This window comes from Rhodopseudomonas sp. P1 (assembly GCF_039642825.1).
Taxonomy (GTDB): domain Bacteria; phylum Pseudomonadota; class Alphaproteobacteria; order Rhizobiales; family Xanthobacteraceae; genus Rhodopseudomonas; species Rhodopseudomonas palustris_H.
In genome coordinates this window covers 994,314-1,013,673 of record NZ_CP088006.1, presented here as the reverse complement: position 1 = coordinate 1,013,673, position 19,360 = coordinate 994,314, and the positions used below count along the sequence as shown (strand labels likewise).

The window sequence follows — 19,360 nt, the reverse complement described above, 5'->3', positions numbered from 1 at the left end:
CCCTTGGTGTGGCCTGCACGGAAATGATATGGGAGGGGCGTTTCGGGGTTCAAGAGGGGGCCCGAAGCAGTTCGCGCCCGCCGCTTTCATCCCGATTTTCCAGGCATTTGCTCCCCTTCCGGACCCGGTCCATGACGCTCGTCTCGACTCCTGCCAATCCGGTGCCCGAAGACGCCGTCTCCGGTTTCATCAAGACGCCCGACGGCGTGCAGCTGCGGTTTGCGCGGTGGGAGCCGGCGGGGCATCGCAAAGGCACCGTGTGCGTCTTCACCGGACGCACCGAACAGATCGAGAAGTACTTCGAGACGGTGCGCGATCTGCGCGACCGCGGCTTTGCGGTCGCGGCGCTCGACTGGCGCGGCCAGGGCCACTCGGAACGACGCTTACGCGACTATCGCAAGGGCTACGTGCGCAACTTCGCCGACTTCGAGGTCGACGTCGAAACCTTCGTCCGCGAAGTGGTGCTGCCGGACTGCCCGCCGCCGCATTTCGCGCTGGCGCATTCGATGGGCGGCGCGGTGATGCTGCGCATCGCCCGCTCCGGCAAGCGCTGGTTCGACCGCATGGTGCTGTCGGCCCCGATGATCGACCTCGCCGGCAACACCACCGCGCTGCCGATCAGGCTGCTGCTGCGGGCGATGCGGCTGGCCGGCCAGGGCGGTCGTTACGTGCCGGGTGGCAACGACGTGCTCGCCAACACCGAGCCGTTCGTCGGCAACAAGCTGACCTCGGATCCGGTACGCTACGCCCGCAACGCCGCGATCGTCGCCGAAGACCCGACCCTCGGCCTCGCCTCGCCGACCGTTGCGTGGGCCGACACTGCCTTTCGCGCCATGCACGCCTTCAAGGCGACCAACTATCCGTCGCAGATCCGGCAGCCGATTCTGATGATCGCGGCCGGCATGGACGGCGTTGTGTCGACGCCGGCGATCGAAGAGTTCGCTTATCATTTGCGGGCCGGGTCGCATCTGGTGATCCCCGGCGCCAAGCACGAAATTCTCCAGGAGCAGGATCGTTACCGCCAGCAATTCTGGGCGGCGTTCGATGCTTTCGTACCGGGGACGCCGCTTTTCTGATGTGACATTCTGTCTCCGGCGAGGCTTCGCGCCGCGTTTCGGAACTTCACACATCCGCCTTGGTTGCAGGCTGCAAGACCGTACGGTTTCGCCCTTCCGTCCCTCTCGAAAGATTTCCAGATCATGAAAATCCGTAAAGCCGTCTTCCCGGTCGCCGGCCTCGGCACCCGCGTTCTCCCCGCCACCAAGGCGATGCCGAAGGAGATGCTGACCATCGTCGACAAGCCGCTGATCCAGTACGTCGTCGACGAAGCGCGGGAAGCCGGCATCGAGCACTTCGTGTTCGTCACCGGGCGCAACAAGGGCATGATCGAGGATCATTTCGACCGCCAGTTCGAGCTCGATGTGACGCTGGAGAAGCGCAACAAGAAGAACGAGATGGAAATCCTGGCGCGCGACCAGCCGGAAGCGGGCGCGATGAGCTTCACCCGCCAGCAGGCGCCGCACGGACTCGGCCACGCGGTGTGGTGCGCTCGCGACATCGTCGGCAACGAGCCGTTCGCAGTGGTGCTGCCGGACGAATTGGTGCTCAACACCCCGGGCTGCCTGAAGCAGATGATCCAGGCCGCCGAGAAGCTCGGCGACAAGGCCAACGTCATCGCGGTGGAAGAAGTGCCGGCCGACCGCACCCATCAGTACGGCATCTGCGGCGTCGGCAAGCGCACCGGCAAGGTGTTCGAGGTCGACGGCATGGTCGAGAAGCCGGCGCCCGGCACCGCGCCGTCGAACCTGTCGATCACCGGGCGCTACATCCTGCAGCCGGAAATCTTCAAGATCCTGGCGACACAGGAGCGCGGCGCCGGCGGCGAAATCCAGCTCACCGACGCGATGATCGGGCTGTCGAAGACCCAGAAATTCTACGGCGTGGAGTTCGAAGGCGAACGCCACGATTGCGGTTCGAAGGCCGGCTTCCTGCGCGCCAACATCGCATTCGCGATGCAGCGCGACGACCTGCGCGCCGGCCTGATCGAAGACATGAAACGCTATCTGGACAAGTAATCGCGCGGCACCGAAGCGCCGGAGAGGTTACGCCACCAGCGTGACCTCGCCGCGCACGGCGACGACGCAGCGATTGCGGCCGAGTTCCTTGGCCGCATACAGCGCACGGTCGGCGGCTTCGACCAGATCGTGCCATTGATGCGCGGCCATCGGCGTGGTGCTGGCGACGCCGATCGAGACGGTGACGCCGCCCTCGATATCCGACCATTCCTCGACCTTGCGCCGGATGGTCTCGGCGATGGCTTCGGCTGCCGGCGCGGTCAGCCCCGGCAGCAGCACCGCGAACTCCTCGCCGCCGAACCGGGCGACGCAGTCGCCGGCGCGATGCACGGTGTCGGCGATACACACCGCGATCCCGACCAGCATCTGGTCGCCGGCCTGATGGCCGAAGCTGTCGTTGTAAGCCTTGAAGTGATCGGCATCGATCATCAGCAGCGCGATCGGCGTGTTCTGCCGGATGGCGCGGCGCCACTCGGTGTCGATCGCGGCGTCGAATTTGCGCCGGTTGGTCAGCCCGGTCAGCGGATCGGTGGTGGCAAGCTCCTCGAGCCGGCGCTCGGCCGCGGCGCGGCGCTCGATCTCGCGGATGAAGAACACCGTGACGGCAGCGACGAAGCCGGCCAGCACCAGCAGCACGATGCCGATCCAGATCGCCTCCTTGCGCCACATCGCGTAGATGTCGTTCCACGACTTGGCCACCAGCACCACCAGCGGCTTGGTGCTGTCGCTCCACACGAACATCCGCTGGACGCCGTCCAGCGTACCGGTGCCGGCGAACCAGCCGTTGCGGCGGCTGAACATCTTCTGCACACCCGAAGTGAACAGCATGTTCTTGCCGATCAGCTCCGGCTCGAACGGGGTGCGGACGATCAGGGTGCCGTCGTGCGCGATCACCGCGATCATGTCCTGCGGGCGCAGCCGCAGCCGCTTGAACAGGTCCTGGAAGTAACCGAACTTGATCGAGCCGGCGACGACGCCGAGAAACGTGCCGTCGGAGCCGGTGACACGTCGGCTGAGGATCACCGAGTAGTGGCCGTCGACCTGCTGCGGCTTGCTGATGTACAGCCCGGCATATGGCTCGTCGCGCTGCACCGTGAAGAACGGCTCGTTCGCGCGGTTCTCCTTCGGCGGGTTGGTCAGGGCGGAATCGCGGGTGAGATTGCCGTGCTCATCATAGACCCGGATCGCGCCGAAATGCGGACCGGTGACCGGATGATCGAACAGGATCAGCCGCGCCAGGCGGGCGTCGACCTGGCGGAGTTCGGGCAGCACCAGATTGGACGCGACCGCACGCAGCGAGGCGTCGTACAGCTCGACATTGCGATTGATGTCGGCGTCCATCGAGGCGGCGAGATTTTCGAGCGTCTGCCGCGCCAGCTCTTCGGCGCCGCGCCGCATGTCGAGCAGCACGCTGCCGCACACAGCGGAAAAACCCAGCACGGTGATCAGCGAAAACATCACCATCACCCGCGCCGACATCCGGCGCCGACGGTGGAGCTCCTTGCTGATCCTGTCGAACAGAGCGTGCGTGTCCATCATCTCAGGTTCCACGCAATGTCTTGCAGAGCGCTTAAGTTGCGCTATTGACGTAATGCGGGGTTAACACGCTGTTTCACCGCATAACGCCGGACTCGGCCGGAGAACGCACTTAGCGTCCTCCAAACGACCATCCATCCGCTCCCTTCGACCAACCACGGCGCCCGATGAAATCCTACGAACCCCTACGAGAGTATCTGGCGCAGCAGACCGCCCCGGAGCTGGTGCTCAGCATCGACGCCATCGAGGAGATGCTCGGCTTCGACCTGCCGCGCGCGGCGCAGCGGGCGGCGTGGTGGGATTCGACCTATGCGCCCGACGAGAAGATGCCGCAGCGCGAAGCCTGCCTCGCCGCCGGCTACATCGCCACCCGCCTGCCGGATGGCTCCGGTGTCCGCTTCCGGCGGATGAAGGCCGAACGGTCGCGCTGGCGCGGCTGACGGGTTCCGCGGCGGGCGCAGCGGCGCGCGCGACCGGCATTGACAGATTGCCGCACCCCGCGTCCTGATGCGTGACACGCGTCGCGGCCCGCCTGGGCCTGCGAGCCGCGAACGTCATGAGGAAACGCCGATGCGCAGAGTTGTCGCCGCCCTGTTTGCCGTCCTGCTGACCGCCGTGCCGGCGGCTGCGCAGACGTCGCTGAAGATCATGGTGGGCGGCATCGACAAGCAGATCTATCTGCCGGCCAAGCTCGCCGCCCAGCTCGGCTTCTTCAAGGAGGAAGGCCTCGACGTCGAACTGTTCAACTCGACCTCGGGCTCGCAGGCCGCCACCGCGCTGTTGGCGCGCGAAGTCCAGGGCGTCGTCGGATTTTACGATCACACCATCGACCTGCAGGCCAAGGGCAAGTTCATCACCGACGTGGTGCAGTTCTCGGTCGCGCCCGGCGAGGTCGTGCTGGTGAAGGCGGCCGAGGCGGACAGACTGAAGCAGCCGGCGAACTGGAAAGGCCTGGCGCTCGGCGTCACCGGCCTCGGCTCGGCCACCGACTTTCTCACCCGCGCGCTCGCCGCAAAGGCTGGCCTGAAGATGCAGGACTACACGCTGGTGCCGGTCGGCGCCGGCGACACCTTCCTGGCGGCGATGCAGCAGGGCAAAATCAGCTCCGGCATGACCACCGAGCCGACCGTGCAGCGCGCGCTCAGTTCCGGCACCGCCAAGATCGGCATCGACCTGCGCTCGCCGGACGAGACCCGCAAGGCGCTCGGCGGCGACTACCCGGCCGCCTGCTTGTACATGGACCGCGGCTGGATGGAGGCCAACAAGCCCACCGTGCAGAAGCTGGTCAACGCCTTCGTCAAGACGCTGAAATGGATCCAGGCGCATTCGGCCGAAGAGATCGCCGACAAGATGCCGAAGGATTACTACGCCGGCGACCGCGCGCTCTACGTCCAGGGCCTGAAGGACGGCAAGGTGCAGTACTCCCCGGATGGCGTGATGCCGAGCGGCGCGCCTGAGTCGGTCGCCAAGATCCTGGCCAGCTTCTCGCCCAACCTGCAGGGCAAGACCGTCGATCTGTCGAAGACCTACACGACGGAATTCGTGGCAAAGGCGAATGCTGGGCAGTGAGGGCGGCGATGCCTGTCGATCGGGCCAATACACACGAGCATGGAGTGACGCGACGCGTCTTCTCCCCTCCCCCTTGCGGGGAGGGGTTGGGGGTGGGGGTCCCCAGGCACTGTGCCCGCGTCGCCCTCACCCCACCCCTCTCCCGCAAGCGGGAGAGGGAGCGCGCCGCGCTCGCGGCTCGCGCATTATTTCAGATGCGAGTAGTTGCTCATGACTAGCCCCTCCGCCGTCGAACTCCATCAGGTCGCCCGCCGCTTCGTCACGCCGTCGGGCGAGGTGCTGTCGGCGCTGGAGGATTTCGACCTGTCGATCGCGCCCGGCGAGTTCTGCGCCATCGTCGGGCCGACCGGCTGTGGCAAGTCGACGACGCTCGGACTGATCGCCGGACTGGCGAAGCCGCAGGCCGGCCGCGTCACCTTGTTCGACGCGCCGGTCGAGGGCGTCGATCGCCGCGTCGGCTTCGTGTTTCAGCAGGACGCGGTGTTTCCCTGGCGCAGCGTGCTGCACAACGTGATGGCCGGCCCGCTGTTCCGCGGCATCGGCAAGAACGAAGCCGAGGCCCAGGCGCGTGACTGGATCGGGCGCGTCGGGCTGAAGGGCTTCGAACAGCACCACCCGCATCAGCTCTCCGGCGGCATGCGCAAGCGCGTGGCGCTGGCGCAGACCTTCATCAACAATCCGCAGGTGCTGCTGATGGACGAGCCGTTTTCGGCGCTCGACGTCCAGACCCGCGAACTGATGCAGGAAGAACTGCTGCAGCTGTGGGCGCAGGCGCGCTCCGCCGTTCTGTTCGTCACTCACGACCTCGACGAAGCGATCCTGCTGGCCGACCGTGTCGCGGTGCTGACGACGCGTCCGGCGCGGGTGAAGTCGGTGCACGCCATCGACCTGCCGCGCCCGCGCGACGTCGCCACGCTCCGCTATGACGAGCGCTTCATCGCCATCGCCCGCCGCATCAGCGACGACCTGCGCGAAGAAGTCCTGCGCGCGAGGGCGGGACATTGAAGATGCCACGCGACCGTCATTGCAAGGAGCGCAGCGACGAAGGAATCCAGAGGCCGCGGATGAGGCCTGGATTGCTTCGCTTCGCTCGCAATGACGTGGAGGCGAGCCGATGACCGATACATCGATGAACAACCCCGCCGGCATTCGCGCCGAGCCAATGGCTGTCCGCATGCGGCGGCGGGCGCGGCTGGTGCTGGTGCTGCGGCTCGCGGTGCTGGTGGTGCTGATCGCCGGCTGGGAGCTGGGCGTACGGTTCGGCGTGATCGATCCGTTCTTCTTCGGCCAGCCGAGCGGCATCGTGCTCAAGCTGATCGACTGGATGCAGAACGGCACCTCGATCGGCCCGCTGTGGCAGCAGGTGTGGGTGACGATCTACGAGGCTGGCGCCGGCTTCCTGATCGGGGCGGTGCTCGGGGTGCTGTGCGGCATCGCGCTCGGCCGCAACCACCTGCTGTCGGACGTGTTCTCGATCTACATCAAGGTCGCCAACTCGATTCCGCGCGTGGTGCTCGGCTCGATCTTCATCGTCGCGCTCGGGCTCGGCGCGGCGTCGAAAGTCGCACTGGCGGTGGTGATGGTGTTCTTCGTGGTGTTCGCCAATGCGTTTCAGGGCGTGCGCGAGGCCGACAAGAACCTGATCGCCAATGCGCGGATTCTCGGCGCCAGCCCGTGGCAGGTGACGACCTCAGTGGTGATCCCTTCGGCGCTGTCGTGGATCCTTGCGAGCCTGCATGTCAGCTTCGGCTTCGCGCTGGTTGGCGCCATCGTCGGCGAATTCCTCGGCGCCCGCGAAGGCATGGGCCTGCTGATCGCCACCGCCCAGGGCTCGTTCGACTCCAACGGCGTGTTCGCCGCGATGATCGTCATCGCCGTGGTGGCCCTGGTCGCCGAAGGACTGCTGACCGCGCTGGAGAAGCGATTGCTGACGTGGCGGCCGGAGGCATCGGCTCTCAACGATTAGCGGGCGATGGAGGCCGGCGGATCCGAACGCCCCGCGGCTCAGTTCTGCAGCCGGACGCTGAGCATCACCACGGTGGCGTCGTAGCTGCCGCCGACGACGTTGGAATCCAGCTTGTCGTAGCGAAGCTGGCCCTTCACCCATACCGAGCGATTCAGCTTGTAGATCAGGTTGCCTTCGATCGAATTCATTCGGTCGGAGCGGCCGGAGCCCTGATAGTCGTAGGTGCCGTAGGTGAACTTGCCGATCGCCGTCAGCCAGCGGCGGAAATCGTGGTCGACCTCCGCCGTATAGGTGCGGGTGAACACGCCCGACACGCCGGGCAGCGGCGATTCCGAAATCTGAGTGTCGGCGTTGAACTTCACCGTAGTCAGCGGCGTCACCGTCCACACCAGCGAGGCGGTGGTGAGCAGGCCACCGAGCTTCTCCAGCCGCGGGTCCACATAGGTGCGCGTCGCATAGCCGATCGAAATTTCACCGGTGAGCAGCCGCGTCAGTTCGAAGCTGGTACCGCCCTTGGCATAGCCGCCATTGGAGCCGCGCAGATACAGATAGCGATCCACCGGCACATCGTGCACGCGGGTGTCGCCCTCGATCTCGACGAACGGCTTCAGGCCCGGCTTCAGCTCGTAGCTGACCCGGCCGACGCCGCCATATTGATTGTAGTTACGGTCCTTGTTCGAGTCGCTGGTGCCGTCGGTCAGCTGCGAGTCCTGATACACGGTACGATCGAAATTGCCGACCGCGGTGACCTGCAGGCGATTGAAGCTCTGATCGATGCCGCCGGAGAAGCCGGTGGTGGTGAACAGCGGATATTTGGTCAGGCCGGCCTGAATGTTCGGGCTGCCCGGGTTGTCGGTGCCGACGATCAGCCGGCCCTGGCCGATCAGATGCGTGTCGCGGCTGACGTCGAGCCGGCCGTCGACATGGCCGTTGAACTCCGGCCGGTCGAGACTGATCGGCGCCGGCGACACCGTTCCGGCCGGCGGATTGAAGTCGTGGCCATAGCCGGTGAACGCACCGCGCAGATCGGCCACCAGCGCGTGCCGCTCCCAATCCGAGGTGATCATCAGCTCCGGCGACACCTTGTAGAAGCCGGAGCTGCGCGGCGTGTTGGTGCGCGCCGGGTTGGTGTCGTAGCCGCCGCCGACTTCGAGCGCGCCCTTGATCAGGAAGCTGCCGGCGTAGTCACCGACCGGACCGAACGGATCGTCGTCGGTCTTGAGCTGCCGGCGCGTCGGTTGCCCGGGCACACGGCCGGCGAGCGCGGGCGGGAGCGGCGGTTTGGCGGCGGTCTGCGACGGCGGCAGCGGCCGCGCCGGCGGCGGCGCCGGGGTGACCATCGGCGATCCCGGTCCCACGGCCTTCGGGCGCGGCGCACCCGGATAGTATTTCGGCCGCTGGCGCTTTCGGTTCAGCGCGTCGTAGGCGACGCCGGCATTGTCCGGATTGGCGCTGCCGGGCGGAGGCTGCAGCGCCGCCGTCGAAGTCGGCCGCAACGGCGTATTGGTGTCATCGTCCTCGGGCTGCGTGAAGACGTTGCGGCTCCGGGATGCCGAGCTGGTCGCGGCGCCGGGCGTCGGCCGCAGCGGCAGGTTCTGGGCGGCGACGAAGCCACCGCGTTGCGGATTGAGCAGATCGCTCGTCAGGCTCTGCGCAGCCGCCGGAGTGGTGCCGACCGCAGCGAGCGCCAGGCATGCGGAACCGGCGCACAAAGCTGTGCGAGAGCGGCGGCCCGGTGCTGGAGCCCACGTCACGACTGCAAAAACTCCAACGAAATCAGAATCCTGAACAACGATGAGGAGCAGATGCGCGGCTCCTCATCGTTAATGGAGTTAAAACAACTATGGTTAAGGAGCGGTTGAGAACGGCGGCAGGCTGGGATCGGCCGCGTCGCATCCCGGCCGGCGCCATGCTAGGAGAAGGCCCGGCCGCTTCGCGGCCCATGCCGGAGACCCTGCATGGCACTGTCCAAAACCCACACCAAGATACCCGCAATGAGCGAGCAAGCTGCCGCCGCGATCCCCTCGGCCCTGCGCACCCTGGAGGCCGAAGCCAGCGGTGTGACCGCGCTCGCCACCGCGCTGCAATCCGATCTCGGCGTGCGCTTCGCCGCCACGATCGACCTGATTCAGAACGCCAAGGGCCGGCTGATCATCACCGGCCTCGGCAAGTCCGGCCATATCGGCCGCAAGATCGCCGCGACGTTCGCCTCGACCGGCACGCCGGCGTTCTTCGTGCACGCCTCCGAGGCGAGCCACGGCGATCTCGGCATGATCACCGCCGACGACATCATTCTCGCGATGTCCTGGTCCGGCGAGCAGCCGGAGATGAAGAACCTGATCAACTACGCCAAGCGCTTCAAGATCGCGCTGGTGGCGATGACCTCGGACCCGACCTCGACGCTGGCGACCGCGGCGGACGTGTCTCTGACGCTGCCGAAGGCGCGAGAGGCCTGCCCGCACAATCTGGCGCCGACCACCTCGTCGCTGATGATGCTGGCGCTCGGCGATGCGCTGGCGATCGCGCTGCTCGAAAGCCGCGGCTTCACCCCGGGCGATTTCAGCGTGCTGCACCCCGGCGGCAAGCTCGGCGCGATGCTGAAATACGCGCGTGACCTGATGCACACCGGCGAAGCGATTCCGCTGAAGCCGCTCGGCACCCGGATGTCGGATGCGCTGGTCGAAATGTCCGCCAAGGGTTTCGGCTGCGTCGGTATCATCGATAGCAATGGTCAGATCGCCGGCATCGTCACCGACGGCGACCTCCGCCGTAATATGCGGTCCGACCTGATGACCGCCACAGTCGACGAGGTGATGACGCGGAATCCGAAGACGATCAGCCCGAACCTGCTCGCCGGCCAGGCGCTGGAACTGCTGAACTCCTCGAAGATCACCGCGCTGCTGGTCGCCGAAGGCAAGAAGCCGCTCGGCATCGTGCATCTGCACGACCTGCTCCGCGCAGGCGTCGCTTAAGCACTCGCGCGCCTCAGAGCCTGACTGGAAATGCGGGCAGCTGATTCAGAGGCTTTCGTAAGCCGTTCAATTGAAGATTAGTTCGTCATGGCCGGGCTTGTTGTTCAGCCCGGAGACATGACCTACGGGTGTTCGGAGACATAGTCGACGCATCATAGTGGCTGGATTTGGCGGTTGGAGGCCAAGTCCATGCCCTGGCGTGAGGTGTCGGCAGTGGATCAGAGACGCGAGTTCGTACGGCTTGCGATGCAGGAGGGGGCGAACCGGCGCGAGCTGTGCCGGCGGTTCGGCATTCATTGGACGACCGGCTACAAATGGTTGGAGCGATGGGCGGCCGGAGGTGATCTCGCCGACCTGTCGCGGCGGCCGCACGACAGCCCGCGGCAGACCTCGGCGGCGTGTGAGGCACAGGTGCTGGCGGTTCGTGATGCGCATCCGGCATGGGGCGCGCGCAAGATCGCCAGCTCGATGGAGCGGTCCGGACAGCACGCTCCGGCGGTGTCGACGATCCACGAGATCCTGCGCCGGCACGGCCGGATCAAGCCTGCCGCCGGCGGTCCACCGGCGACGCTGCGGTTCGAGATGCCGGCGCCGAACATGCTTTGGCAGATGGACTTCAAAGGCTGGGTTCGGCTCGGCAACGACGTCCGCTGCCATCCGCTGACCGTGGTGGACGATCACTCACGCTACGATCTGTGCCTCCAGGCTTGCGCCGATCAGCGCGGCGAAACCGTGCAGGACAGGCTGCAAACGACGTTCCGGCACTACGGCTTGCCCGACACGATCTTCGTCGACAACGGCTCGCCGTGGTCGGACAGTTCCGGCGAGCGCTGGACATGGTTCTCGGTGTGGCTGCTCAAGCTCGGCATCAGGGTGATCCGTAGTCGTCCCTATCACCCGCAGAGCCGCGGCAAGAACGAGCGTTTTCATCGCACGCTGGACGACGAGGTGTTTGCACTGCGGCCCTTGCGCGACCTCGCCGAGGCGCAACGTGCCTTCGATTCCTGGCGCGAGGTGTACAACTTCGAGCGCCCTCACGAGTCGCTAGGCCAGCTGGTGCCTGCTGATCGCTACCAGCCGAGCCGGCGTTCTCTGCCGGACCGCCTGCCGGCTCCAGAATACGATGAGCGCGACATCGTCCGATCCGTCTCGAAAACCAAGGCCTATGTCAGCTTCAAAGGTCGTTTGTGGAAGGTGCCGCAAGCCTTCGCCGGAGAGCGCTTGGCCATCAGGCCGCTCTCCACCGACGGCAAATACGGCGTGTTCTTCGCTGCCCACCAAGTCGCCACCATCGACTTGACGGGCGTGGAAAGTGTCGGTCATGTCTCCGAACACGTGTCGACTATGTCTCCGGGCTGAACACTTGTCCCGGCCATCCACGCCTTTCCTGCTGTTTTCGCTGCAAGACATGGATGCCCGCATAAGGCCGGGCATGACGGGTTGAAGCGAAAGTGCTTGATTTCACTGCCCGCATTTCCGGGCAGGCTCTCAGGATGACGCTCTTTCCAGAATGGTGCCCCTTCGCTTGAAGGATCGGAAGAAGGCCTAAACCACCGCTACCGTTAGCTGCACGCCATCCGCCGCAACGATACGAATGCGGCTGCCGGCAGGAGTGTCGGGGCCGGACACGCGCCACACCGTATCGTCGATCCGCACCGTTCCAACGCCGCCCTCGATCGGCTTCTCAAGTGTGAACTCCCGCCCCACCAGAGCATCGGTGCGGCGATTGAGGAACGGATTGCTGGCGTGCACCTCGACGTCGCCGCTGCGCGCCATCCGCCGCCATAGCGGCACTGCGGCAGCGGCGAACAGGCCGAACAGCAGGATCTGCGCCTGCCATCCCGGCTCCAGCAGCAGCGAAAGCACTCCGACGAGGAGTGCTGCGAGCCCGAGCCAGAACAGAAAGACGCCCGGCGCCAGCAGCTCCAGTGCCATCAGCACCAAGCCGAAGATCAGCCAGTTCCAGACGCCGAGCGCGGCGAGGATCGCGGTCATGGCAGCGGCCTCCGTCTCACCGTGCCGGCGGCACCGGCGTCGTCGGCGGCACAGAACCGCGGCGGGCGGCCTGCGCGGAAGCCGCGCTTTCGCCGAAGGTCGCCTTGGCGATCTCGCCGATGCCGGCGAGCGAGCCGAGCATGCTCATCGCCTCGACCGGCAACATGATCACCTTCTGGTTCGGCGAGTCGGCGAGCTGGCCGAACGCCTTGATGTATTTGTCGGCGATGAAGTAGTTCAGCGCCGCGACGTCGCCCTTGCCGATCGCTTCCGACACCATCTGGGTCGCGCGTGCTTCGGCTTCGGCAGAGCGCTCGCGTGCCTCGGCGTCGCGGAACGCGGCTTCGCGACGGCCCTCGGCCTGCAGGATCTGGGCCTGCTTGGCGCCCTCGGCGCGCAGGATCTCCGACTGACGCTGACCTTCGGCCTGCAGGATGTCGGCGCGCTTGACGCGCTCGGCCTTCATCTGCCGGCCCATCGCCTCCACCAGGTCGTTCGGCGGCACGATGTCCTTGATCTCGATGCGATTGACCTTGATGCCCCACGGCGACACCGCAGCATCGACGACGCGCAGCAGCCGCTCGTTGATCTCGTCGCGATGCGACAGCACCTGGTCGAGATCCATCGAGCCCATCACCGAACGGATGTTGGTCATGGTCAGCACAATGATCGCCTGCTGCAGATTATCGACCTCGTAGCTCGCCTTGGCGGCGTCGAACACCTGGTAGAACGCGACGCCGTCGACGGTCACGGTGGCGTTGTCCTTGGTGATAACTTCCTGCTGCGGGATCTCGATCACCTGCTCCATCACATTCATCTTGCGGCCGACGCGATCGAAATACGGAATGATCAGGTTGAGGCCCGGCGCCAGCGTCCGGGTGAACTTGCCGAACCGTTCGATGGTCCAGTTGTAACCCTGCGGCACCGTCTTGACGCCCGCGAACAGCGTCAGGATCACCAGCAGGACGAGAACGATGGACACCACATCGAACCCGCTGAGATCATAAAACATGCAAACTCTCCTCGCCGGATTTCGGCATCCGTGCGGTCATGGTGATGCGTGCGCCGGCACGGCGCAACACTGGTGGGTCGCGGTCGCCGCAATCCAGGTTCGACGATGGGGGATTTGGTCGCGGAAGCCTGGCGCTGACGACAGCCTTCGCTTTGGTTACAGCCAGCCTTGCAGCTCGCGCAGTACGAGCTGGCGGATCACCTGCACACCGGCGTCGGAGTCGTTGAGGCAGGGAATCGCGGTAAATTCCTCGCCGCCGTGCTCCATGAAGATCTCGGCGTTTTCCTGCGCGATCTCTTCCAGCGTCTCCAGACAGTCGGCCGAGAAGCCGGGCATCACCACGGCGAGCTTGCGCACGCCCTTGCGGGCCAGCGCCTCGATGGTTTTGTCGGTGTAGGGCTGCAGCCACTGATCGAAACCGAACCGCGACTGGAAGGTCAGCAGCAGCTTGTCGTCGGCAACGCCCATCCGCTCACGCAGCGCCTCGACGGTCGCCACGCACTGCGCCTGGTATGGATCGCCCTTGTCGATATAGGCCTGCGGCATGCCGTGGAACGAGGCCACGATCAGTTCGGGCTCGAACGACAGCGAGGCGAGGTGCGATTTGATCGAGGTCGCAAGCGCGTCGATATAGGCCGGGTCGCGATAGTACGGCGGCGTGACCCGCAGCGTCGGCTGGGCACGCAGCTCGCGCAGCACGCGAAACGCCTGGTCGCACACCGTCGCCGAGGTGGCGGCCGAATACTGCGGATACAGCGGCACCACCAGCAGCCGGGTGCAGCCCTTGGCCACCAGCGCCTCGATCCGGTCGCGCAGCGACGGATTGCCGTAGCGCATCGCCCAATCGACGATCAGATGGCCACGATCGCCCAGCGACGCCGACAGCTTCTCGGCCTGTGCGCGGGTGATGGTCTTGAGCGGCGACTCGTTCTTCTCGTGGTTCCAGATCTTCTGATAGTCCTTGGCCTTGCGGGCAGGACGGGTGTTCAGAATGATGCCGTTGAGCGCCAGCTTCCAGAACAACCCCTGGTTCTCGATCACCCGCGGATCCGACAGGAACTCGCGCAGATAGATGCGCACACCCTTGGTGTCGCAGCTGTCCGGGGTGCCGAGGTTCACCAACAGCACACCGACCCGCTCCGGCGCGGGCGCCGGGGCGATCGCTGGTCCATGGATCGGAACAATGACGCTCATGTTGCTGCTGGCTTCGCGCTTTGGCCTATCGTTGTCAAGACGACGCGGTGACGGTCAGTGCGTCGTACACCGCGGCATCGCGAGGGCGGTTCCATGGTGTCCTGATCATCTACGCACAAGCCGCCGTCGGGTTTTGCTGAAACCCACGCACGGCGCAGATTTGCAGGCTGCTGGTTAAAGACACGTCACACGTTCGGCTGCGACATACCCTAGGAGAAGTCCGCAGCCGAGCAGCAGCACCAGACCGGCGGCGCCAAACTCGAGGCCCCGCATCACCAGCATGCCGCCGCCATCGCGCTGTGCGGCCAGTTTGCGGGCCAGCCCCTTTGCCGACACCGCCGCTACCGCGATGGTCGCGACCGTGATCGCGGTGCCCAGCGCCATCACGAAAGTGGCGACGATCCCGGCCCAGAACAAGCCCTGGGCGAGCGCAAACACCATCAGCAGGATCGCCCCCGAGCAGGGGCGGATGCCGACGGTCAGCACCGCACCAAGACCGCGGCGCCAGCCGCCTGGGCCGGCGAGCTCGCTCGGTTCCGGCCCGTGCGAATGTCCGCAATGGTCGCAGGCTTCGCCGGGGCCGTGATGATGGTGGTGATCGTGGTGGCTATGCGCATGAGCGTGGTCGTGGCCGTGCCCATGGTCATGACGATGGTGCTGATGATCGCCATGCGCCGCGCGGGCGTGGGCATGGCCGTGCCCAACGTGGTCGTGATCATGATCGTGGTGGTGATGGTCGTGATCCGTCAGCGCCGCCGGCACGCCGGCCATCGCCAACTGCGGCTTGCGCATCGAGGTCTGCAGGGCGCGCAGAAAGCCGCCGCCCTTGACCCAGACCAGCCGCGCGCCGAACAGCGCGATCAGCGCGTAGCTGCCGATCTCGATCGCGCGCTCGGCGCTGCACATCGTGCTCGCGGTGGCATTCAGCAGCCAGGCGCAGATGCCGACGATCAGCACCGCCACCACCGCCTGGAGCATCGCCGAGACGAACGACAGCGCGATGCCGCGCCGCGCGGTCTCTTCATTGGCGACCAGATAGGACGAGATCACCGCCTTGCCGTGGCCCGGTCCGGCGGCATGGAACACCCCGTAGGCGAACGAGATCGCCAGCAGGGTCCACACCGCGCTGCCGTCGGCCTTGGCGGCGCGGATCGTCGCCGACATCTGCTTATAGAACGCCGATTGCTGCGCCAGCAGCCAGCCGACGATGCCCCCGGCTTGCGGCTCCGGCGCCCCCCTCGGCGCGCCGAACGGATTGTGGGCGAACGCCGCATGCAGCGTGGCGTCGCCGAGCACGAGCGCGGCGACGCAGACGAACAAGGCGGCAACCGCAAACCGGCGATGAGACGTCATGGGCAGGTCACCGCGATCTTGTTGGCGAACATCGCGCCGTAGTTGGAGTTATCGCCGTTCAGGAAGTTGTCTTCGCTCATCCGCTGCGCGGTGGCGCTGCCGTCGGTCGGGCGCTGGAAGTTCAGCGCGCAGCCGGACGGCGCGCCGACCAGGCTGACCGGGTTCTTTTCGGCGAACGAGAAGTCGATGAAGTAGCTCGGGTCGAACACCTCGACCGACAATTCGCTGCTCTTCACCGGCGTCTTCAACGGCAGGAAGAAGTGCAGCGTCAGCACGTTGTCCTTGTAGGACAGGTAGTAATCGACCGGCTCGCCGAACTTCTGCTTCTTGCCGCCGACCTTGGCGAAGGTGAAGTAGGCGAATTCCTTCAGCGACTCGACGTTGGTCTGCGCCAGCGGCGCCAGCTCCTCGCGGCTATAGACGCCTTTCTCCTTGGTCTCGATGCCCTGCAGCGCATAGGTCGAGAACATGTCGTCGAACGCCCAGGCGTGGCGGACGCCGGTGAACGAGCCGTCGGGCGCATAAACCAATTCGCTGGTCGAGGTCACCCAGACGTGCGGGTGGGCCTCGGCGGTGCCGAAGCCGAACAGGGCCACGACCGCCGCGACCAGCGCGGAGCGGACGGCGGCGCGGCGCAATAGGCCGATCATGCGGCTACGCGGCCTCCGGGGTGTCGAGCAGACCGCGGCGGCGCAGAAGCGCGTCGGGCTCCGGCTTGCGGCCGCGGAACGCCACATAGGCCTCTTCCGGATCGCGCGAGCCGCCGGACGAATAGATGTCGTCGCGCAGCCGCTTGGCCACCTCCGGCGCGAAGATGTCGCCGGCCTCCTCGAACGCGCCGAACGCGTCGGCGTCCATCACCTCGCTCCACATGTAGCTGTAGTAGCCCGAGGCGTAATGATCGCCGGAGAAGATGTGGCCAAACTGGGTCGGCCGGTGCCGCAGCGCGATCTCTTCCGGCATGCCGATCTTGTCGAGCTCCTTGCGCTCGAAGGCGCGGATCTCGCCGATGCCGGCGGCCGGCTGGGTGTGGAATTCCAGATCGAGCAGCGCCGAGGACACGAACTCGACCGTGGCGAAGCCCTGGCCGAACTTGCGGGCGGCAATGAAGCGCTGCAGCAGGTCGTCGGGCAGCGGCTCGCCGGTCTGGTAGTGACGGGCGAACTGCCGCAGCACCTGCGGCTGCTCCTGCCAGTGCTCGTAAAGCTGCGACGGCAGCTCGACGAAGTCGGTGAACACGCTGGTGCCGGACAACGAGGGGTAGGTCACATCGGATAGCATGCCGTGCAGGCCGTGGCCGAATTCGTGGAACAAGGTGCGGGCATCGTCGGGCGACAGCAGCGACGGCTCGCCGCCGGCGCCCTTGGCGAAGTTGCAGACGTTGATGATCAGCGGCGCCACTGCGCCGTCGAGCTTCTGCTGATCCCGCAGTGACGTCATCCAGGCGCCGGAGCGCTTCGACGGCCGGGCATAGTAGTCGCCGTAGAACAGCCCGCGATGCGCGCCGTTTGGGTCCTTGACCTCCCAGACCCGGACGTCCGGATGCCACACCGGGACGTCCTTGCGTTCCTCGAAGGTGATGCCGAACAGCCGCGTGGCGGTGTCGAACGCCGCGGCGATCATGCCGTCGAGCGTCAGATACGGCTTGATCGCGGCATCGTCGAAATTGGCGCGGCGCTGGCGCAGCTTCTCGGCGTAGTAGCGCCAGTCCCATGGCGCCAGCTTGAAGTTGCTGCCTTCTTCAGTAACCAGCTCCTGCAGCGCGTCGCGGTCGGCGAGCGCGCGGGCGCGCGCCGGCTTCCACACCCGCTCGAGCAGGCCGCGCACCGCTTCGGGCGTCTTGGCCATCGAGTCTTCGAGCCGATAGGCCGCGAAGGTCGGATAGCCGAGCAGCTTGGCGCTTTCCTCGCGCAGGCTGAGGATCTCGCCAATGATGGCGTTGTTATCGTTGTCATTGCCGTTGTCGCCGCGGGCGATGAAGGCGCGGTACACCTTCTCGCGCAGGTCGCGCCGGCTCGACATCTTCAGGAACGGCTCGACCGACGACCGCGACAGCGTCACCACCGCCTTGCCGGGCATCCCGCGCTCTTCGGCCGCGGCGCGGGCGGCGGCCACGAAGCTGTCGGGCAGCCCCTCGGTATCGCCCTCGCCGAGCTCCATCACCCACTCCTGCTCGTCGCCGAGCAGATGATGGCTGAAGCTGGTGCCGAGCTGCGCCAGGCGCTCGTTGATCTCGGCCATGCGCGCCTTCGCGGCCTCGTCGAGGCCGGCGCCGGCGCGGTGGAAGCGGGTGTAGCTGCGTTCCAGCAGCCGGCTCTGCTCCGGCGTCAGGTTCAAAAGCGCCGCCTTGTCGCGCAGCGCCGCGATCCGGCCGAACAGCACCGCGTTCATCATGATCGGATTCCAGTGCCGCGCCATCCGCAGCGACACCTCTTCGTCGATCTTGAGCAGCTCGGGGCTCGAATGCGCCGACACCAGGTCGTAGAACACCGCGGCGACACGGTTCAGCAGCTTGCCGGCGCGCTCCAGCGCCGTAATGGTGTTGTCGAAGTCCGGCTCGGTCGGATCGTTGACGATCGCAGCGATCTCGCCGGCGTGGTCGGCGAACGCCTGCTCGAAGGCCGGCATGAAGTGCTCGGGCCTGATCTCGGCGAACGGCGGGGTCTCGAACGGGGTGGTCCAGGCGGCCAGCAGCGGATTGCCGGCATCAGCGGGTGCGGCAATCGGTCCGGAGCTTTCTGACATCAATCCATCCTGAATGCGGGGCCTCGTAATTGCACGACATATACCATTGCGTACGGCTTTTTTGCGCCCGGATTGCCTTGTTGCTGCTGGTAAATTACGCAAGGCGCGCCAGACGCCCCACTGCTGACACTTTACGGGATCATCGGCTTGCGCTTGCCGACGCGGGCGATTTCGTTAGATTGCGCCCGCCAGAAGGACCTTCGAACCATGAGCAAGCCTGCCACCGCCGCCGGATCGCGCCAGATCGCCTGGCCGAGCGTCATCACCGTCATCAGCGCCGCCATCCTGATTGGCGCCGAGGTGTTCGGAGCCGCATTTGCGGGCGGGTGGGCACTGGCGATCCTGTTCGGTCTCGGCGAGAGCGCCGCCCACATCCTCCAAGTGGTTCTGTTCGTGATCGGCGTAGTGATCATGGTCGGCTTCATCCGCAACGCGCAGCGCATCGAACCGTTCTTCAAGCGCGCCTGATTTGGCTCCGCGGCCAGCCGCCGCGCCGACGCACCGCCGTCATAATTGTCCCCGTCGTTATTGACGAACTTGAACAGACGTTCAGCTTCGCCGTTGCCGGTGTGATTGATCGGCAACGCTTCCCGACGAGCCGGGATAATTCTCCGGTTAAGACAAAAAAAATCTTGCGGCCCGGCATCGAAACACCTATCTCCAGCCTTGCCCAATTTCGCACGTGCCCGTGGTCGTGTGTCAGTCGGTAGGTATCCGGACAAGAGGCCGGACAGCCGCCAAGGGATGAAGAGCCGAGGGTCTCCAAGCGGCAACGCGACGAGGCCAGCATCTCTCTCAAGAGATGCCGTTGAAGGTGGCTTCCTCTCTTGCAACCGTGACTGACAGCCGGAGGCGAACCGGCGCACCTCGTTCTCAACGGGGGACGCGACTTAAAGCAACGACGGAGCGGGCTTTTTTGGTCTCTGCCGGCTTTCCATCAGCC

The 19,360-nt window shown here is 65.9% G+C and carries 17 protein-coding genes; 9 read left to right on the top strand and 8 right to left on the bottom strand.

Annotation, left to right across the window (positions count from 1 at the left end; translation table 11 throughout):
- Positions 1-131 precede the first annotated feature (131 nt).
- Positions 132-1,076, top strand: coding sequence for an alpha/beta hydrolase (locus LRC39_RS04690; RefSeq protein WP_263990647.1), 945 nt, complete (start codon positions 132-134; stop codon positions 1,074-1,076).
- A gap of 123 nt (positions 1,077-1,199) precedes the next feature.
- Entirely contained in the window at positions 1,200-2,075 is an 876-nt protein-coding gene (gene galU, locus LRC39_RS04685; RefSeq protein ID WP_107343045.1) for a UTP--glucose-1-phosphate uridylyltransferase GalU, read from the top strand.
- 27 nt (positions 2,076-2,102) lie between these two features.
- Here galU and LRC39_RS04680 read toward each other — a convergent pair whose 3' ends face one another.
- Positions 2,103-3,611 carry a sensor domain-containing diguanylate cyclase gene (locus LRC39_RS04680; protein ID WP_346296494.1) on the bottom strand — a complete coding sequence of 503 codons (1,509 nt, stop codon included), beginning with the start codon at positions 3,609-3,611 and terminating at the stop codon, positions 2,103-2,105.
- A 167-nt stretch (positions 3,612-3,778) separates the two neighbouring features.
- Here LRC39_RS04680 and LRC39_RS04675 point away from each other — a divergent pair, with 167 nt between their 5' ends.
- The 4 genes from LRC39_RS04675 to LRC39_RS04660 all read left to right on the top strand — a co-directional run bounded on the left by LRC39_RS04675 (position 3,779) and on the right by LRC39_RS04660 (position 7,146).
- Entirely contained in the window at positions 3,779-4,051 is a 273-nt protein-coding gene (locus LRC39_RS04675; protein ID WP_346296493.1) for a DUF7662 domain-containing protein, read from the top strand.
- Positions 4,052-4,181: 130 nt separating this feature from the next.
- A complete protein-coding gene (locus LRC39_RS04670) occupies positions 4,182-5,180 on the top strand; it encodes an ABC transporter substrate-binding protein (protein ID WP_346296492.1) in 999 nt (332 codons plus the stop codon).
- A 210-nt stretch (positions 5,181-5,390) separates the two neighbouring features.
- Positions 5,391-6,185, top strand: coding sequence for an ABC transporter ATP-binding protein (locus LRC39_RS04665; RefSeq protein WP_264075575.1), 795 nt, complete (start codon positions 5,391-5,393; stop codon positions 6,183-6,185).
- 109 nt (positions 6,186-6,294) lie between these two features.
- On the top strand, positions 6,295-7,146 hold the full coding sequence (locus LRC39_RS04660) for an ABC transporter permease (RefSeq protein ID WP_346296491.1): 852 nt from the start codon (positions 6,295-6,297) through the stop codon (positions 7,144-7,146).
- 38 nt (positions 7,147-7,184) lie between these two features.
- Here LRC39_RS04660 and LRC39_RS04655 read toward each other — a convergent pair whose 3' ends face one another.
- On the bottom strand, positions 7,185-8,900 hold the full coding sequence (locus tag LRC39_RS04655) for an outer membrane beta-barrel protein (protein ID WP_346296490.1): 1,716 nt from the start codon (positions 8,898-8,900) through the stop codon (positions 7,185-7,187).
- A 204-nt stretch (positions 8,901-9,104) separates the two neighbouring features.
- On the opposite strand from LRC39_RS04655, the gene LRC39_RS04650 reads away from it, so the two are divergent.
- Together LRC39_RS04650 and LRC39_RS04645 are read left to right on the top strand one after the other, a co-directional pair.
- Positions 9,105-10,118, top strand: a complete 1,014-nt coding sequence (locus LRC39_RS04650; protein ID WP_107354318.1) for a KpsF/GutQ family sugar-phosphate isomerase — start codon at positions 9,105-9,107, stop codon at positions 10,116-10,118.
- A gap of 189 nt (positions 10,119-10,307) precedes the next feature.
- Positions 10,308-11,477 (top strand): IS481 family transposase, encoded by a 1,170-nt coding sequence (locus tag LRC39_RS04645; protein WP_346295641.1) that lies wholly within the window; start codon positions 10,308-10,310, stop codon positions 11,475-11,477.
- A gap of 186 nt (positions 11,478-11,663) precedes the next feature.
- On the opposite strand, the gene LRC39_RS04640 is transcribed toward LRC39_RS04645, so the two are convergent.
- The 6 genes from LRC39_RS04640 to LRC39_RS04615 all read right to left on the bottom strand — a co-directional run bounded on the left by LRC39_RS04640 (position 11,664) and on the right by LRC39_RS04615 (position 18,417).
- Positions 11,664-12,113 carry an NfeD family protein gene (locus tag LRC39_RS04640; RefSeq protein ID WP_346296489.1) on the bottom strand — a complete coding sequence of 150 codons (450 nt, stop codon included), beginning with the start codon at positions 12,111-12,113 and terminating at the stop codon, positions 11,664-11,666.
- 16 nt (positions 12,114-12,129) lie between these two features.
- Positions 12,130-13,125, bottom strand: a complete 996-nt coding sequence (locus LRC39_RS04635; RefSeq protein WP_346296488.1) for an SPFH domain-containing protein — start codon at positions 13,123-13,125, stop codon at positions 12,130-12,132.
- A 156-nt stretch (positions 13,126-13,281) separates the two neighbouring features.
- Positions 13,282-14,319: a ferrochelatase gene (gene hemH / locus LRC39_RS04630; protein ID WP_107343038.1), complete on the bottom strand. Its 1,038-nt coding sequence runs from the start codon at positions 14,317-14,319 to the stop codon at positions 13,282-13,284.
- 174 nt (positions 14,320-14,493) lie between these two features.
- Positions 14,494-15,672: a nickel/cobalt transporter gene (locus tag LRC39_RS04625; RefSeq protein ID WP_346296487.1), complete on the bottom strand. Its 1,179-nt coding sequence runs from the start codon at positions 15,670-15,672 to the stop codon at positions 14,494-14,496.
- On the bottom strand, positions 15,669-16,322 hold the full coding sequence (locus LRC39_RS04620; protein WP_346296486.1) for a DUF1007 family protein: 654 nt from the start codon (positions 16,320-16,322) through the stop codon (positions 15,669-15,671). Before LRC39_RS04620 ends, LRC39_RS04625 begins: the two co-directional genes overlap by 4 nt.
- Before the next feature lie 4 nt (positions 16,323-16,326).
- Positions 16,327-18,417 (bottom strand): M3 family metallopeptidase, encoded by a 2,091-nt coding sequence (locus LRC39_RS04615; protein WP_264054333.1) that lies wholly within the window; start codon positions 18,415-18,417, stop codon positions 16,327-16,329.
- A 207-nt stretch (positions 18,418-18,624) separates the two neighbouring features.
- On the opposite strand from LRC39_RS04615, the gene LRC39_RS04610 reads away from it, so the two are divergent.
- Positions 18,625-18,885, top strand: coding sequence for a hypothetical protein (locus LRC39_RS04610; RefSeq protein ID WP_107343034.1), 261 nt, complete (start codon positions 18,625-18,627; stop codon positions 18,883-18,885).
- Positions 18,886-19,360 lie beyond the last annotated feature (475 nt).